Source organism: Streptomyces sp. NPDC006207 (assembly GCF_040613835.1).
Classification (GTDB): domain Bacteria; phylum Actinomycetota; class Actinomycetes; order Streptomycetales; family Streptomycetaceae; genus Actinacidiphila.
In genome coordinates, this window is the sequence record NZ_JBEXSX010000034.1 from 15282 (window position 1) to 30854 (window position 15573).

Consider the following 15573-nt stretch of genomic DNA (forward strand, 5'->3'; position numbering starts at 1 on the left):
CGCCCCTCCGGCCCGGTCGCGTCGGGGCGCGGCGGGGTTCGTCAGCCGGTGGCGCAGGACGCGCCGTCGAGGGTGAAGCCGGTGGGCGGGGCGGAGACGCCCGGCCGGGTGCCGACCAGGCCGAAGCTGACCGAACCGCCCGCGCGCACCGACCGGTTGTAGCCCTTGGCCCGGGCGGTGACCGATCCGCCGCGCTGGGCGAAGTCGGCGTCCCACATCTGCGTGACGCGCCGGCCGTCGGAGTACCTCCAGCCGACCCTCCAGTCGTCGAGGTCCTTGCGGGTCGTCAGGGTGACCGTGGCCTGGTAGCCGTCGTACCACTGCTCGTTCACCTCGTAGGTGATCGTGCAGGACGGCGCCGGCTCCTTCGGGGCCTCCTGCGCGGGCGGCGCGGCGGAGGACGGTGCGCGATCGGCGGCGGGGATGGTGTGCTCGGCTGCGGAGGGCCCGATCTCCTCGGGGAACGGCGCGCTCTCGGCGGGCTCCGGCGCCCCGGAGGCGCCGGACGCGCCCGGCGACGGCAGCGGGGGGAAACCGGGACCGTCCGGGGCGGTGCCGTCCTTGCCGCCCTGGGCCGTCGGAAGGGCCCGGGCGGACCGGGGGGCGGAGTCGTCGGTGGTGACCAGGGCCGTCAGGCAGATCACGGCGGCCAGCACCGCGACCGCCCCGGCCACGGCGGCCCTGCCCCGGGGGACGCGGGTCCTCGCCCGTGCGGCACGGGCGGCGCGCGCGGCCCGCCGCGACGGCGGGGCCGCGGTGGCGCCCCGGCGCCGGGCCTCCAGATAGGCCGGCCCCGCCCAGCCCAGCACCCCTTCGGCCAGCGCCTCGGGCAGTCCGCCGCCGAGCGGGGTCAGGCACACGGCCGCCCGCGCGCACTCGGCGCACCCGCGCAGGTGCCGGCGCAGGTCCTCGGGTGCCGCCTCGACGGGCATCCGGGTGGCCGCGTCCAGCAGCCGGGCGTACCCCTGGCACTCGTCGGAGGGCGGTTCCTCCTGGTGGGCACGGAGGCAGCGGTCGCGGAAGTCCTCGCGGGCCCGGTCGATCTCCCGCTCCACCGCGGTGACGTCCACGCCCAGCGCGTGTGCCGTCACGGCCGCGGGGCGGCACTCGACCTCGGTGGACCACAGCAGTGCCGCGTCCGGTTCCGCCATGGCGCGCAGTCCGCGCAGGGCCAGCGGTTCCGGGCGCGGTGCCCTGCCCCGGCGCGCGGCGCGTTCCGCGTTGAGCCAGATGCGGAACTCCGGCTGCAGGCTGTCGCCCTCGCCCCGGGCCTGCCAGGACGCGGCGGTGTCCCGTACGGCGGTCAGCAGCAGCGGCAGGGGCGGCAGCCCCGGTCCGGGTGCGCCGTCCGCCGCGTCGGGCGTCAGGTCCAGACCGCGGTCGAACGCGTCGGCGGCCAGTCGGCCGCCGTCCTCGGGGGAGAGCGAGCACAGCTGGGCGAAGCACAGCGCTTCCGCCCAGTACTCGGACAGCGGTACGGCCTCGGGGACCGGGGCTGGGGCAGTCATCGAGTGGTGAACCAACCCTTCGGCGTCGGGAGGCGGTTGCGCCTGCGCCTGGTGGTGCGGGGAGCCTTTCACGGTTTCCACACAAGTAGCAAGGCGCGACTTCGTTTGCCGAAGGGGTAGTTGGGGCGTGAGCGGTGATGTCCGCTTCTGCCCCCTTGTGAACGGCGGGATCAGCCGTGGTGGACGAAGCGGGCGGCGACCGAGAGGGTCGCGGCGCCCTTGATCATGCCCATCCGGTTCCAGGTGAGGCCGAAGTCGGCCCGGTCGACGACCGCATCGGCGGTGAGCACGACGGCGTCGGCGGAGGAGGACTCGATGCGTCCGGTGAGGGCGAGCGGGCGGGTGGTGCCGCGGACGGTCAGCTCGCCGTCGACGGAGAGGGCGCCGTCGGTGCCGGCGGTGACCCGGCGGGCGGTGAAGACGATCGCCGGGTGGGTCGCGACGTCGAGGAAGTCGGCGGAGTGCAGGTGGGTGTCGCGCTGCTTGTTGCCGGTGTCCAGGGAGGCGGCGCCCACGGTCAGGGTGCCCTGCCCGGTGCCGTCGGCCGCGAGTTCGCCCTCGCCCCCGACCTCGGTGAACGCGCCCTTCACGGTGGCCATGCCCCACATCGTCCGGTGCGTGAGCCGCACGGCCGAGCCCGCGGGGTCGAGGGCCCAGGAGCCCGTGCGCAGACCGGTGGGGGTGGTCGTCGAGTCGCTCATGGGGTGTCGCGCCCTTCGATAGCTCGCCAGATATTAAGTAGCCAGTTAGACAATAACTGGCGTTGGTACCCTGGGCAATGTGACGGCGGAGATCCACGTGGAGACGGACGGCCGGTGCCCGGACACCGCCGACCTGCACCTGCTCGCGCGGTGGGACGCGCTGCAGTCGGGCTTCCGGCGGCTCACGGACCAGTTGCTGGCGGACGTCGAGGCGCGGTCGGGGCTGGCCCCGTCCTCGTTCCAGGCGCTGTGGTTCCTGATGACCACGCCGGAGCGGTCGGCGCCGATGTACCGGCTCGCGGGGACGCTGGGCTTCACCACGGCGGGCACCACCAAGGTCGCCGACCGCCTCACGGAGGCGGGGCTCATCGAACGCCGTCCCTGCCGGGAGGACCGGCGCGTCACCCTGGCGGTGCTGACCGAACGCGGCCTCCAGGTGGCGATGACGGCGGCGCTCACGCTGGCCGACGCGCTGCGTGAGCGCGTGGTCGGGCCGCTGGGCGGCGCGGAGCGGTTCGACGCGCTCGCGGCGGCGGTCACCGCCGTCGACCCGGAGCCGCCGTCCCGGCCCCCGTGCGGGGGCTGAGGCTCAGGCCCGGACGGTGACCGAGCGGGGGTCGAAGCCGTAGGGCAGTTCGAGGCGGTGGGCGCGCATCAGGGCGTCGTCGGCGAGGAGCTCCTGGGTGCGGCCGTCGGCGACGACGGTTCCACCGCTGAGGACGACCGAGCGCGGGCACAGCTCCAGGGCGTACGGCAGGTCGTGGGTGACCATCAGGACCGTGACGTCCAGCGAGCGCAGGATGTCGGCGAGTTCGCGGCGGGAGGCGGGGTCCAGGTTGGAGGAGGGCTCGTCCAGGACGAGGATCTCCGGCTCCATGGCGAGGACGGTCGCCACCGCCACGCGGCGCCGCTGCCCGAACGACAGGTGGTGCGGCGGCCGGTCGGCGAACTCCGTCATGCCGACCCGCTCCAGCGCCCTGCGGACGCAGGCCTCCAGCTCGGCGCCGCGCAGACCGGCCGCGGCCGGGCCGAAGGCGACGTCCTCGCGGACGGTGGGCATGAAGAGCTGGTCGTCCGGGTCCTGGAAGACGATGCCGACCCGGCGCCTGACCTCGGCCACGTTCTTGCGCTCGCCGACCGGGAGGCCGGCGACGGTCACCGAGCCGGCGCCCGCCTCGAGGATGCCGTTGAGGTGCAGCACGAGGGTGGTCTTGCCGGCGCCGTTGGGGCCGAGGAGGGCCACCCGCTCGCCGCGGGCGATGGTCAGGTCGACGCCGAACAGCGCCTGGTGGCCGTCGGGGTAGGCGTAGGCGAGGCCCTTGACCTCGAGCGAAGGTGTCACAGGAACCATCCCATCAGACAGACCAGCAGCGCCGCGGCCGGGAGCGCGGCGGCGTACGACCACTGGGCGCGCGAGGTCGTCACCTCGTCGATCACCGGCATGCTGCCGGCGTAGCCCCGGCTGACCATGGCCAGGTGGACGCGTTCGCCGCGTTCGTAGGAGCGGATGAACAGGGCGCCCGCGGACTTGGCGAGCACGCCCCAGTGACGCGGGCCGCGCGCCTCGAAGCCGCGCGAGAGGCGGGCGACGCGCATCCGGCGCATCTCGTCGGTGATGACGTCCCCGTACCGGATCATGAACGAGGCGATCTGCACCAGCAGCGCCGGCAGCCGCAGCCGCTGCAGGCCCAGGAGCAGTGCGCGCAGCTCGGTGGTGGACGCCAGCAGGACGGAGGCGGCGACGCCGAGGGTGCCCTTGGCCAGGATGTTCCAGGCGCCCCACAGGCCGTTCACGCTGAGGGACAGGCCCAGCACCTCGGTGCGCGGGCCCTCGGCGACGAACGGCATGAGGAAGGCGAAGGCGACGAAGGGCACTTCGATCAGCAGCCGCCGCAGCAGGAATCCGGCCGGGACGCGCGCCACGGTGGCGACCGTGGCCAGCAGCACCGCGTACAGGCCGAAGGCCCACATCGCCGTGCGCGGGGTGGAGACCACCACCAGGACGAAGCAGAAGACCGCGGCGATCTTGCACTGCGGGGGCAGCGCGTGCACCGGCGAGTGGCCGTGCCGGTAGAGCCGGTGGGCGTGCCCCGCTCCCACGGCTAGACCTCCTCCGCGCGCGGACGGCGGCGGACGACCCAGAAGACGCCGGTGCCGAGCGCGAGGGTGACACCGACGCCGATCACACCGGCGAGGCCGCCGGAGAGCCGGGCGTTGCCGACGTCCTCGGTCCGGTAGTCGGCGAGCGGGGAGTCCTTGGCCGCGTGGTCCTCGGCCTTCTTGTCGATGCCGTGGTCCGCCGCGACCTTCTCCAGGCCGTCCGGGCTGGCGGAGGCGTAGTAGCTGACGAATCCGGCGAGCAGCACGGCGGCGATGAGGCCGGCGATCCACAGCGGCCGTATGCCGCCGCGCTTGGGGGTGTCGGTCACGGCCGCCATCAGACGGTCGCCTCCTTGAGCTCCAGCGGGCGGCGCAGGCCACGGGCGCCGTGGACGAGGTCGGGGCGGACGGCGACGACGGCGCCCACCGTCGCCGCGGTGATCACCGCCTCGCCGATGCCGATCAGGACGTGCACGCCGACCATGGCGGTGAAGACCTTGCCGAGCGAGACGTCGGTCGTCCCGCCCAGCGCGTAGATCCCGGTGAAGGCGACCGCCGCCGCGGGGACGGAGAGCAGGGCCGCGACGAAGGCCGCGCCGGTCACCCCGCCGCGTCCGTTCGGCAGCACCTTGACCAGCCCACGGAAGACGGCGTAGGCGACGACCACGGTGACGATCGCCATGTCGGTGATGTTCACGCCGAGCGCGGTCAGGCCGCCGTCGGCGAAGAGCACGCCCTGGATCAGCAGGACGACGGACACGCACAGCACCCCTGTGTAGGGGCCGACGAGTATCGCCGCCAGCGCGCCGCCGAGGAGATGGCCGCTGGTACCGGCGGCCACGGGGAAGTTGAGCATCTGGACGGCGAAGATGAACGCCGAGACGAGTCCGGCCAGCGGCGCGGTGCGCTCGTCCAGCTCGCGCCGCGCACCGCGCAGGCTCACCGCTACGGCTGCGGCCGCGACGGCACCGGTCGCCACCGACACCGGGGCGTCGATGAATCCGTCGGGTACATGCATGGGGGAGCTCCAGGTCGGGTCCGGCCGGCGGCCGGTCGGGTCGGCGAATCAGGGCGCTCAATCATAGGGTCTTATTGCGACCTGTTTGCAAGAGCCTGTTCGCCGCTGGAGCGCACCCCGCTCAGCCCAGCGGGCGTCCCGCCCGCAGGTTCCAGCGTCCGGACCGCCCGCTGAATTCCGTCGCCGTCAGCGGGGGCACGTCGATCCGCCAGAAGGCGGCCTCGGGCGTACCCAGGACCCGTACCGCGCAGGCCCGGACGATCTCCGGCTCGACGACGGCGAGCACCCGCCCCGGCGTCGCGGCGAGCCCGTCGAGCCAGGCGCCGGCCCGGGCGCACAGTTCGCGCAGCGACTCGGCGTCGTGCGGTGCGGCGTCCGGGTCGGAGAGCCAGGCGGCGACGGCCTCCGGCTCCTCGGCGCTCACCTCGGCCAGTGTCCGCCCCCGCCAGCGGCCCAGCGCCCACCCCGCGGGGGCCGTCTCCCGCGCGGCGAGGCCGAGCGCCTCGGCGGTCGCGCGGCAGCGCACGGTGGGCGAGACGAGCACGGGCCCCGCGGAGGGCAGGGAACCGGCCAACGCGCGGGCGGCGGCGAGCGCGTGCTCGTCCGGCGGCACGTCGTCGTCGAAACGCGCCTCGCGCAGCGCCGCGTTCACCACCGGTGAGATCAACATCACCCGGGTCGTCATGCACCCTCCTCGCCCTGCGGCGACCCCTCGGAATCGCCAACTGCCGCCTCACACCTGGCCGGTCGGTCGCACGGAAGCAGCTCCCGCGCATGCCGGGGCGCATACACGCGCCCTTGGCCGGATCACCGGATCGCGGTACCGTCACGACGACATTCACGACGACACGGCGGAAGTCCGGTGCAAATCCGGCACGGTCGCGCCACTGTAAGCCCAGCCCAGCGCCAGGCGAGTCAGACCCGCAGTCGTCCGACAGAGCTCCACCGACCGGGACGCGAGTTCCCACCAGGAGGTCATGCCATGGCGCAGTCCGCCGTTCCGCCTGCCGTCGCCCCTTCCGCCGTCCCCGTGACGCTGCCGATCCGGGCGATCCTGCCCTGGGCGGCCTTCTTCGGCGTCCTGATGCTGGTCCTGCTCTACTTCGTGGGTGCCGAGCAGGGGGCGACGTCTCTCCTGTCCGGTGAGAACGTCCACGAGTGGGTGCACGACGGGCGTCACCTGCTCGGCTTCCCCTGCCACTGACAGGGGCGCCGCGCCGATGAACCCCGCCGCCTCCGCCACCCCCGTCAACTCCGTCACCGTCAGGCAACTGCTGGTGCGGGGCATGCTGGCCGGCCTCGCCGCCGGCGGGCTCGCCCTGGTCGTCGCCTACCTGCTGGGCGAGTCCCGGGTCGACGCCGCCATCGCGTTCGAGGAGTCGCACGCCCACGAGCACGGCGGCGCCGAACCGGTCAGCCGTGCCCTGCAGTCCACCGCAGGCCTGGCCACCGGCATCCTCCTGTATGGCGTGGCGCTGGGCGGCATCGCCGCCCTCGCCTACTGCTTCGCCCTCGGGCGGATCGGCCGCTTCGGTGCCCGGCCGACGGCGCTGCTGCTGTCGGCCGCCGCGCTGGTCGCGGTCTACGTCGTGCCCTTCCTGAAGTACCCGGCCAACCCGCCGGCCGTCGGCGACCCCGACACCATCGGCAAGCGCACCACGCTGTACTTCCTGATGATGCTGCTCAGCGTGCTGCTCGCGGTCGCCACCGTGATCCTCGGCAAGCGCCTCGCGCCGCGCCTGGGCAACTGGTACGCGACCGTGGCCGCCGGTGGGTTCTTCGTCCTGGCCGTGGGGCTCGCGTACGCCTTCCTGCCCGGGATCAACGAGGTGCCGGAGCACTTCCCGGCGGCGCTGCTGTGGCAGTTCCGCCTGGCGGCGCTGGCGATCCAGCTGACGCTGTGGACCTCCTTCGGGCTGGTCTTCGGCCACCTGGCCGGACGCCTGCTGGAACCGGGTCCGGCGGCCGCCCCCACGGGGCGCGACACCGTGGGCGCGGGCACGGCGGCCTCCGTCTAGGCCTCCGCCGCACCGGCCGTGACCGCCCGTACGACGCTCAGCGCGTCGTGCGGGCGGTCGTGTGTGCGTCGGTCCGTACGTCGGTCCGCGCGTCCGTCCGCGCGGAGATCAGCGTGTGCAGGCGCTCCGCCGCGGCACGGCCGAAGGCCGGGTCGTTGATGTGCGTGTCGTACTCGGCGAGTTCCACCCGGCTGCCGCGCAGCTCCTCGCGGAGGGTGCGGAACAGCACCCCGTCCACCGCACGGTCGTGGTACGGCCCGCCCGGCGCCCCGAGGGTGGACAGCCCGCGCAGCGGCAGCAGGAGCGCGGCCGGGCCGGTGGCCGCGCGCAGCTTCGCCGCGACTTGGCGGCCGAGTTCGGCGCACTCGGCGGCGGAGGTGCGGATCACCGTCACCGACGGGTTGTGGACGTGGACGTGCCGGGCCCGGAAGCGGTCCGGCAGCGAGGCGAGCGGGCCGAACTTGACCATGTCCAGCGCGCCGGGGCTCACCACCTGCGGCAGCCCGGCGCGCCCTGCGGTGCGCAGCCGGTCGGGCCCCGCGCCGAAGGCACCGCCGACCAGCTCGTCGGCGAGCTCGCTGAGCGTCAGGTCCAGCACCCCGCTGAACATGCCCTCCCCGGTCAGTGCCTCCAGGGAGCGGCCGCCGGAGCCCACGGAGTGGAAGACCAGCACCTCGTAACCGAGTTCGGTGAGCCGTGCGCGGGCGGCGTCGACCCCGGGGGTCGTCACCCCCGCCATGCTCGCCGCCACCAGCGGCCGGTCCCCGGCGGGCGCGGCGGGTGCCCCGGCGAAGCCCCTGGCCATCCCGGCGACGGCGTCCGCCGCGTTGGCCAGGATCGGCGCCGAGACCCGGTTGACGCCCGCGATGTCGACGACGCTGTACATCATGGCGATGTCCGTCGAGCCGACGTACGGGGAGACGTCGCCCGCGGCCATCGAGGAGACCATCAGCTTCGGCACGCCGAGCGGCAGCGCCCGCATCGCACGGGTCGCGATCGAGGTGCCGCCGCTGCCGCCGATGGCCAGGACGCCGTGCAGCCGGCCCTCGTCGTACAGCCGGCGCACCACCCGCGCCGCCCCCTCGGCCATGACCGTCACCGCGGCGCCGCGGTCGCCCGCCCTGCGCAGCCGTTCGGCGTCCGCGCCCGCGGCCGACGCCACGACGCTGCGGGGGATGTCCGGGGTGACCAGGGGCTCACCGGCCACGCCCGCGTCGATCAGCACGACCTCCACGGCGCCGCGCAGCAGGCGGTCCCGCAGCCAGCCGTACTCCGTGCCCTTGGTGTCCAGCGTTCCCAGCAGCGCGACGACCGGCATGGACAACAGTGTTGGGCCCGATCCGGGAAGTGACAAGGCCTCATGACGGGGGCACGGGGCGCAGCAGCAGGAGCGCGGTGTCGTCGGTGCGGTCGGTGGCGGGACCGTCGTGGTGCACGAGCACCTCGGCGAGTTCGTCCAGTGGGAGCCGGCCCCGGCAGGACAGGGCCACGGCCAAGGAGGCGATCGCCTCGTCCAGGTCGCGGCCGGGGGTCTCGATGAGCCCGTCGGTGTACAGCGCGAGCACCGCGCCGCGGGGCAGCGTCAGCGTGGTGGTGGGGTACTCGGCGTCCGGGTCGATGCCGAGCAGCAGCCCGGTCGGCAGGCTCAGGATGTCGGTGCGGCCGTCGGGGAAGCGCAGCAGGGCCGGCGGGTGGCCAGCGGAGGCCAGCCTCAGGGCGCCGTCGGTGAGCCGGAGGTGGGCGTAGAGGCAGCTGGTGAAGAGCCCGGTGTCGAGCTCGTCGAGCAGCCGGTTGGTGCGGGACAGCACCTGGTCGGGGGAGGCGCCGGCGGTGGCGTGCGCGTGCACCGCGGTGCGCACCTGGCCCATCAGGGCGGCGGCGTTGACGTTGTGGCCCTGGACGTCGCCGATGACGGCGGCCGCGCAGGTGTCGTCCAGCCGGATCAGGTCGTAGAAGTCGCCGCCGACCTCCATGCCGCTGGTCGCCGGCAGGTAGCGGGCGGCGACCTCCAGACCGGGCAGGGAGGGCAGGGTGTGCGGCAGCAGTCCCGACTGGAGGCTGTGCGCGAGGTGGTGCTTGGCGTCGTAGATCCGGGCCCGGTCCAGGGCCTGGGCGATCAGCCCGCTGAGCGAGGTCAGGGCGGCCCGTTCGTCGGCGGGGAAGGAGCGCTCCCGGGCGAAGGCGAGGATGCAGCAGCCCACGGGACGGCCGGAGGCGATCAGCGGCAGGAACGCCCAGGCCGCCATGCCCGACTGCAGGTCCAGGTCCGGGTAGGTCCGTATGAGGTCCTCGCGTGAGCCGAAGAAGCTGGGGACGCCGTTGGTGAGGGCCCTGGTCGCCGGGAGGCGCGCGGTGAGCGCGGTGCCGTCCAGGGCCGCCATGACCTCGGGCCGGTAGCCGCGGTCGCCGATGACGCGCAGCCGGCCGCCCTCCGCGACGCACAGTACGAAGGCGTCGGCTCCGATGGCGGCCGGGAAGAGGTCGGCGACCAGGCGGACGACGTCGTCCACGCCGACGGCCTCGGTGAGGGCCGTCGCGAGGTGCATGAGGTGGTAGATCGCCCCGATCCGGACCGGCACCGCGGCCTCGTCGTAGGGCGGGGCCGACGGGGCGGGGCCCGCAGCCGCATCGGTGGGGGAGATCCGCACGCTGACCCCGGTCGCGTCCGGGTAGAGCTGGACGAGCAGCCAGTGGTCGGGCGGCCGCAGGGCGGTGAACGAGACCGGCTGTCCGCTGAGCACGGCGGCGCGGTAGCGGTCCTCGTGGGCGGGATCGCGCAGCCAGCGCAGGCTCTCCCAGGGGAAGGTGCCCACGAGCCGCTCGACGGGCACGCCGACCAGCTCGGCCGCGCGGGGGGTGACGTAGGTGAGCCGCCCGTCGAAGTCGAGCGCGCAGGCTCCCTCGGGCAGCCGCCGGGCCCAGTGCGCCGCGGCCAGTGCCTGGTCCGGGTCCACCGGGACCGCCCGCGCGGTCCGCAGCACGCGCGGCTCGGGCCCCGGCAGGATCGGCTCTCCGCCGGCGCCGGCCCGTGCGAGCCGGCCGGACAGGCGCTCGCGGGCGTGCTCCAGCAGCGCGCGCTCCGCGGGCGGCGCCTCGGCGGGGCGCGGCCGGGACCAGATCAGCACGAGCGTGCCGAGCACGGCCTCCCCGTCGGTGAGCGGGGCGGCCACCATGGACAGGTCGTACGGCATGACCAGGGCCGTGCGCGGATAGCGGTCGGCCAGTTCCTCCCGGGAGCCGATCCGGATCGTCCGGCCCTCCCGCACGGCGTCGGCCACCGGGGTCGAGCGCTCCATGGGCAGCCGCGACCAGGGCATCGACAGCTCCCGGGGTGCCCCGGTGATGACCTCCATGCCCAGTGCGCGGCCCCCGGGCATCACCAGGAAGACCGCACCGACATGGGCGCCCGTCTCACGCACCACTTCGGCGAGCACCTGGTCCAGCAGCTCCCGCGCGGGGGCAGTCACCACCATGTGTGGCTCCACCATCGGGCCGACACCACCTATAAGGGGACGATACGCCCCTCCCCGCCCCGCCTCCTCTTGCCGGAAGCGGCACCCTGGCGACGGGCGCGCCGCTCGGCCGGTGGGCCGGGGACGGGTGCCGTTGGTGCGCGGAGGTGTTGCGCCGCGGCGGGGCGACAGGCGGTCGCTCCAGGCCGCCGGGGTTGCTCGGGCCATGGGCCGCGCCGGGCGGGTGTTGTCGACGTGGCGGCCCAGGCGGGGCGGGATCGTCAGCCTCGGCGGCGCGCTCGCCCGTGTCCCCGGCTGCCGCCGCGCGGCGCACGATGCGGCGGGCGACGGTGCGCGGCAGCAGAGCCGACACGTGCGACGAGGCGGGTGGGCCCGACACCGGGCCGTCCCATGGCGGCGTGGTCTGCCCAGGGGCGACAGGCGGCCTCCCGGCGCCCTCCGGGGCCGCGCTGGGCGGGGGTGTGCGGGACCGGGTGGTCGCCCCCGCGGAGCGGGTCAGCGGGCCGGGGCGGCCGGGGTGGCGGCGATCGCGCCGCCGGCCTGGTCGGCGAGGGTGACGGCGACCAGACGGGCCTGGCGGGAGGGGACGGTGCCGGGGGTGGGGAGCAGCATGAAGCGGCCGTGGAAGTGGCCGTTGTGGAAGACGCGGAGCTCGACCTCCTGTTCCGGCAGTCCCAGCGTGTCCGCGTCCCAGGGGCGGCGGCCCCGCACCACGGTGCCGTCCTGCTCGATCCGCGGCGGGTGCCCGACGAGGGTGCCGTACTCGAAACGGCAGCCGCGCAGGTGGAGCAGGCTGACCAGCTGGTCGCGGACGTGCTCGACCACGACGTGCGGGGAGACCGCGGACTGGGCCAGCCGTGCGGTCTCGTGGATGCGCGCGAGGTGGTCGGCGTCGGTGATCGCGATCACCGCGAGCCGCCTGGTGCGGGCGGCGAGCTGGGAGACGGCCAGGCCCACGGCGAGCAGCAGGACCGCCGTCGCCACGTCGCCCGGCCCGCTGATGGTGAACCGCTCGTAGGGCGGGGCGAAGAAGAAGTCGAACCAGGCCGCCGCGGACAGCGCGGCGAGCGCCCCGGCGCGACGGCTGCCGAGGACGGCGACCGCCACGACGGCGACCACCAGCACCAGGGCCACGAGCGTGTTCGACACCTGGGTGCGGAAGGGGACGAGCACCAGGCACACCAGCGGCGGCAGGAGGAGCGCGGCGGGCAGGGCGAGCCGCGTCGGGTGGGGGAACGGGAAGGAAGGGCGCGTCATGGTCATCGCCTCCGTCGAGGGGGCCTGCCGGGCCCCCGTGGTCACCGCAGTGGCGTGGCGGCGTGCAGCGGCAGCCGCCAGGCGTTGCGGCGGTGCACGTCGTCGAGGACCTCGTGGAGCGGGGAGCGGGGTACGGCGAGCACCGGGCAGGCCGCGTGGACCAGGCAGTGCCGGGCCACCGAGGGGCTCAGCAGGCGGCGCAGCCGGCCGCGGCGTCCGGCGCCGACGACCAGCAGGTCGTCCGGGCGGTCCGCGACGTGGGTCAGCGCCCACCCCGCGGGCCCGCGCACGAGGAGCGCGCGCATGGGGAGGTCCGCCGGGAGGCCGCCGAAGGCGGACTCGACGGCGCCGACCAGCTGCTGCCGGGCCCGGTCCTGCCATTCCCGCAGCATCGGCGGGCAGGGGGAGCGCCGGTAGGCGAACTCCCCGCCCGGCGGTTCCCAGGCGAGCACGGTGACCAGCACCGCGCCCGTGCGGCGTGCCTCGGCGGCGGCCCGGTGCAGCGCCGTGAGGCTGCCGAGGGAGCCGCTCACCCCCACGACCACGCGGTGGTTTCCGGCGTCATCCATGCCTTCCATGGAAGACCCGGGCGGGGTGCCGCGGGGGCTTCTTGTCGTCCTCTTGTCGCCGGGCGGCGCACCCCTGACGCCGCCCTGACCCCGCCGGTCCCGACCCGCCGGTCCCGACCCGTCGGCCCTGACCCGCCGGCCCTGACCCGCCGGGGTTCAGGCCGGATAGGCGTGCGCCTGGGCCGCCTTGACGGTGGCCCACACCTCGGCGCCGGGGTGCAGTCCGAGTTCGGCGGTGGCCACCGTGGTGAGGTCGGCGGCGAGCGGGAGTTCGCCCCGGACGTCGACGCGGATCTGGTCGCCGTGCGACTCCAGGCCCGCGACCCGGCCGTGCCACAGGTTCCGGGCGCTGGAGCCGGTGGGGCGGTCCCGGTGGAGGGTGACGGCGCCGGGCGGGAAGGCCACGAAGGCCGGGCCGGAGAGTTCCTCGGTGGTGGTGATGGCCGGTCCGCCGTCGATCCGTACGGTGTGCCCCTCGGCGCGGCCCCGGTAGAGGTTGAGGCCGACGAGGTGCGCGATGTAGTCGGTGCGCGGGCGGCGGGCGATCTCGGCGGGGGTGCCCTCCTGGACGGAGCCGCCGTGCTCGATGACCACCAGCCGGTCGGCCAGCACCATGGCGTCCAGCGGGTCGTGCGTGACCAGGACGGCCACCGCCTCGAAGTCGGCCAGGTGGCGGCGGAGCTGGGAGCGGACGTCCAGGCGGGTGCGGGCGTCGAGCGCGGCCAGCGGCTCGTCCAGGAGCAGCAGGCGGGGTCGGGTGGCCAGCGCCCGGGCGAGGGCGACGCGCTGCGCCTGGCCGCCGGAGAGCCGGCGGGGCCGGGCGGCGGCGTGCTCGGCCAGGCCCATCCGCTCCAGCCACGCGGCGGCCTCGGCGCGGGCCCGCGCCTTGGGCATGCCGTGGCAGCGCGGGCCGAAGGCGACGTTGTCCAGCGCGGACAGGTGCGGGAAGAGCAGGTAGTCCTGGAAGACCACGCCGACCGGGCGGGTCTCGGGGGGCGTGCCGTCCAGGGCGGCGCCGTCCAGCCGCAGGTGGCCGGCGGTGAGCGGGGTCAGCCCGGCCAGGGCCCGCAGCGCGGTGGTCTTGCCCGCGCCGTTGGGCCCGAGCAGGGCGAGCACCTCGCCGGGGGCGGCGGTGAGCGTCACGTCGAGGCGGAAGGCGCCGCGGTCGACGACCAGCCGGGCGTCCAGGCCCTCGGGGGCCGGGCTGCCGGAGGTCGCGGGTGCTTTGTCCAGGGAGGTCATGGCGTGGTCATCCAGCGGTCGCGCAGCCCGGCCAGGACGGCGATCGAGACGGCGAGCAGCACCAGGCTGAGCGCGATGGCGGCGGCCGGGTCGCTCTGCAGGGCGAGGTAGACGGCGAGCGGCATCGTCTGCGTACGGCCGGGGAAGTTGCCCGCGAAGGTGATGGTGGCGCCGAACTCGCCGAGCGCCCGTGCCCAGGCCAGGACGGCCCCGGCGGCGATGCCCGGGGCGATCAGCGGCAGCGTCACCCGGCGGAAGGCGGTGAAGCGGGAGGCGCCGAGGGTGGTGGCGGCCTCCTCGTAGCGCGGGTCGGCGGCCCGCAGGGTGCCCTCGACGCTGATGACCAGGAACGGCATCGCGACGAAGGCCTCCGCGACGACGACGCCCGCCGTGGTGAAGGGCAGCGTCACCCCGAACCACTGGTCCAGCCACCGCCCGGCGATGCCGTTGCGGCCCAGCGCCAGCAGCAGCGCGACACCGCCGACGACGGGCGGCAGCACCAGGGGCAGCGTCACCAGGGCGCGCAGCAGCCCGCGCCCGGGGAACTCGGTGCGGGCCAGCAGCCAGGCCAGGGGCACGCCCAGCACGAGGGTCACCGCGGTGGCGAGGGTGGCGCAGATCAGGGAGAGCCGAAGCGCCTGCCACACCCCGGGACTGGTGAGCTGCGCGGGCAGTTCGCTCCACGGGGTGCGGACCAGCAGTCCGGCGAGCGGCAGCACCAGGAAGACGAGACCGAGCAGGGCCGGCAGCAGCAGCGGCAGGGGCACCGGGGAACGGTGACCCTGCCGGCGGCCGGCGCGGCGCGGCCGGGACTCCAGGAGTTCGGGCGCGCCGCCGCTGTGGTCGGTCATGGGTTGAGGAAGCCCGCCTCGCTCAGCACCTTCGCGCCCTGTTCGGACCGGACGAAGGCGATGAAGGCCTCGGCGGCCCCGGCGTTGGGCGCGTCCTTGAGCAGGACGATCGGGTAGTCGTTGACGGCACCGGCGGACTCGGGGAACTCCACGCCCTCCACCTTGCCGGCGGCGGCCTTCACATCGGTCCTGTAGACCACGGAGGCGTCGACCTCCTTGAGCTCCACCTTCGTCAGGGCGCTCTTGACGTCCTGCTCGTAGGAGACCGGGGTGAGCTTCAGGCCGGCGCCGTCCAGCGCCTTCTGCGCCGCGGCGCCGCAGGGCACCTCCTTGGCGCACAGGGCGACCTTGATCCCGGAGTTGGTGAGGTCCTTGAGGGACGTGACGTCCTCGGGGTTGCCCGGGACGACGGCGATCTCCAGCTGGTTGCGCACGAAGGTCGCGGGCTCGCCGGCCGCGTCGTTGGCGTCGGTGACGATCTGCATGGTCTTGGGGGAGGCGGCGGCGAAGACGTCGGCGGGGGCACCGGAGGTGATGCTGGCGGCGAGCGCGTCGCTGCCGCCGAAGTTGAAGGAGACCTTGGTGCCGGGGTGGGCCGCCTCGAACTCCGTGCCCAGTTCGGTGAAGCTCTCCTTGAGGGAGGCGGCGGCGAAGACGGTGACCGTGCCCTTCAGGACGCCCGCGGAGGAGGTGCCCGCCGAGGGCGAGGACGACGCGGAGGCGCCGGCGGAGTCGTCCGAGGAGGAACAGGCGCTCAGGGCCAGCAGCACCGCGGTGCCTCCGACGGCCAGCTGAAGGGTCCGGCGGTGCGTGAGACGGGTCATCACAGGGCTGCT

At 75.1% G+C, this 15573-nt stretch carries 15 protein-coding genes and 1 pseudogene; 3 read left to right on the forward strand and 13 right to left on the reverse strand.

What is annotated here, in order from left to right; translation table 11 throughout:
* Positions 1-41: 41 nt before the first annotated feature.
* Positions 42-1508: a cellulose binding domain-containing protein gene (locus ABZ312_RS25590; RefSeq protein ID WP_500438866.1), complete on the reverse strand. Its 1467-nt coding sequence runs from the start codon at positions 1506-1508 to the stop codon at positions 42-44.
* 170 nt (positions 1509-1678) lie between these two features.
* Complete coding sequence (locus tag ABZ312_RS25595) at positions 1679-2209, reverse strand: YceI family protein (RefSeq protein ID WP_500438867.1); 531 nt, start codon at positions 2207-2209, stop codon at positions 1679-1681.
* 79 nt (positions 2210-2288) lie between these two features.
* Here ABZ312_RS25595 and ABZ312_RS25600 point away from each other — a divergent pair, with 79 nt between their 5' ends.
* Complete coding sequence (locus ABZ312_RS25600) at positions 2289-2795, forward strand: MarR family winged helix-turn-helix transcriptional regulator (RefSeq protein ID WP_500438868.1); 507 nt, start codon at positions 2289-2291, stop codon at positions 2793-2795.
* Between the two features lie 3 nt (positions 2796-2798).
* On the opposite strand, the gene ABZ312_RS25605 is transcribed toward ABZ312_RS25600, so the two are convergent.
* The 4 genes and pseudogenes from ABZ312_RS25605 to ABZ312_RS25620 all read right to left on the reverse strand — a co-directional run bounded on the left by ABZ312_RS25605 (position 2799) and on the right by ABZ312_RS25620 (position 6012).
* Positions 2799-3560: an energy-coupling factor ABC transporter ATP-binding protein gene (locus ABZ312_RS25605; RefSeq protein ID WP_500322414.1), complete on the reverse strand. Its 762-nt coding sequence runs from the start codon at positions 3558-3560 to the stop codon at positions 2799-2801.
* Positions 3548-4309 (reverse strand): cobalt ECF transporter T component CbiQ, encoded by a 762-nt coding sequence (gene cbiQ, locus ABZ312_RS25610; RefSeq protein ID WP_500438869.1) that lies wholly within the window; start codon positions 4307-4309, stop codon positions 3548-3550. Before cbiQ ends, ABZ312_RS25605 begins: the two co-directional genes overlap by 13 nt.
* Before the next feature lie 2 nt (positions 4310-4311).
* Positions 4312-5327: pseudogene (locus ABZ312_RS25615) on the reverse strand (energy-coupling factor ABC transporter permease).
* A 121-nt stretch (positions 5328-5448) separates the two neighbouring features.
* Positions 5449-6012: a histidine phosphatase family protein gene (locus ABZ312_RS25620; protein WP_500322418.1), complete on the reverse strand. Its 564-nt coding sequence runs from the start codon at positions 6010-6012 to the stop codon at positions 5449-5451.
* Between the two features lie 297 nt (positions 6013-6309).
* Here ABZ312_RS25620 and ABZ312_RS25625 point away from each other — a divergent pair, with 297 nt between their 5' ends.
* A complete protein-coding gene (locus ABZ312_RS25625; RefSeq protein ID WP_500322420.1) occupies positions 6310-6531 on the forward strand; it encodes a CbtB domain-containing protein in 222 nt (73 codons plus the stop codon).
* A gap of 16 nt (positions 6532-6547) precedes the next feature.
* A complete protein-coding gene (locus tag ABZ312_RS25630; RefSeq protein WP_500322422.1) occupies positions 6548-7345 on the forward strand; it encodes a CbtA family protein in 798 nt (265 codons plus the stop codon).
* Between the two features lie 37 nt (positions 7346-7382).
* Here ABZ312_RS25630 and ABZ312_RS25635 read toward each other — a convergent pair whose 3' ends face one another.
* The 7 genes from ABZ312_RS25635 to modA all read right to left on the reverse strand — a co-directional run bounded on the left by ABZ312_RS25635 (position 7383) and on the right by modA (position 15561).
* Positions 7383-8663, reverse strand: a complete 1281-nt coding sequence (locus ABZ312_RS25635) for a Tm-1-like ATP-binding domain-containing protein (RefSeq protein WP_500322424.1) — start codon at positions 8661-8663, stop codon at positions 7383-7385.
* Between the two features lie 40 nt (positions 8664-8703).
* Complete coding sequence (locus ABZ312_RS25640) at positions 8704-10818, reverse strand: SpoIIE family protein phosphatase (RefSeq protein WP_500322426.1); 2115 nt, start codon at positions 10816-10818, stop codon at positions 8704-8706.
* Between the two features lie 495 nt (positions 10819-11313).
* Complete coding sequence (locus tag ABZ312_RS25645) at positions 11314-12075, reverse strand: DUF4118 domain-containing protein (RefSeq protein ID WP_500322427.1); 762 nt, start codon at positions 12073-12075, stop codon at positions 11314-11316.
* A gap of 41 nt (positions 12076-12116) precedes the next feature.
* Entirely contained in the window at positions 12117-12653 is a 537-nt protein-coding gene (locus ABZ312_RS25650; RefSeq protein WP_500322429.1) for a universal stress protein, read from the reverse strand.
* Between the two features lie 147 nt (positions 12654-12800).
* Positions 12801-13886 carry an ABC transporter ATP-binding protein gene (locus tag ABZ312_RS25655; RefSeq protein ID WP_500438870.1) on the reverse strand — a complete coding sequence of 362 codons (1086 nt, stop codon included), beginning with the start codon at positions 13884-13886 and terminating at the stop codon, positions 12801-12803.
* Positions 13883-14737: a molybdate ABC transporter permease subunit gene (modB, locus tag ABZ312_RS25660; RefSeq protein ID WP_500438871.1), complete on the reverse strand. Its 855-nt coding sequence runs from the start codon at positions 14735-14737 to the stop codon at positions 13883-13885. Before modB ends, ABZ312_RS25655 begins: the two co-directional genes overlap by 4 nt.
* Complete coding sequence (gene modA, locus ABZ312_RS25665) at positions 14734-15561, reverse strand: molybdate ABC transporter substrate-binding protein (RefSeq protein WP_500438872.1); 828 nt, start codon at positions 15559-15561, stop codon at positions 14734-14736. Before modA ends, modB begins: the two co-directional genes overlap by 4 nt.
* Positions 15562-15573: the final 12 nt, after the last annotated feature.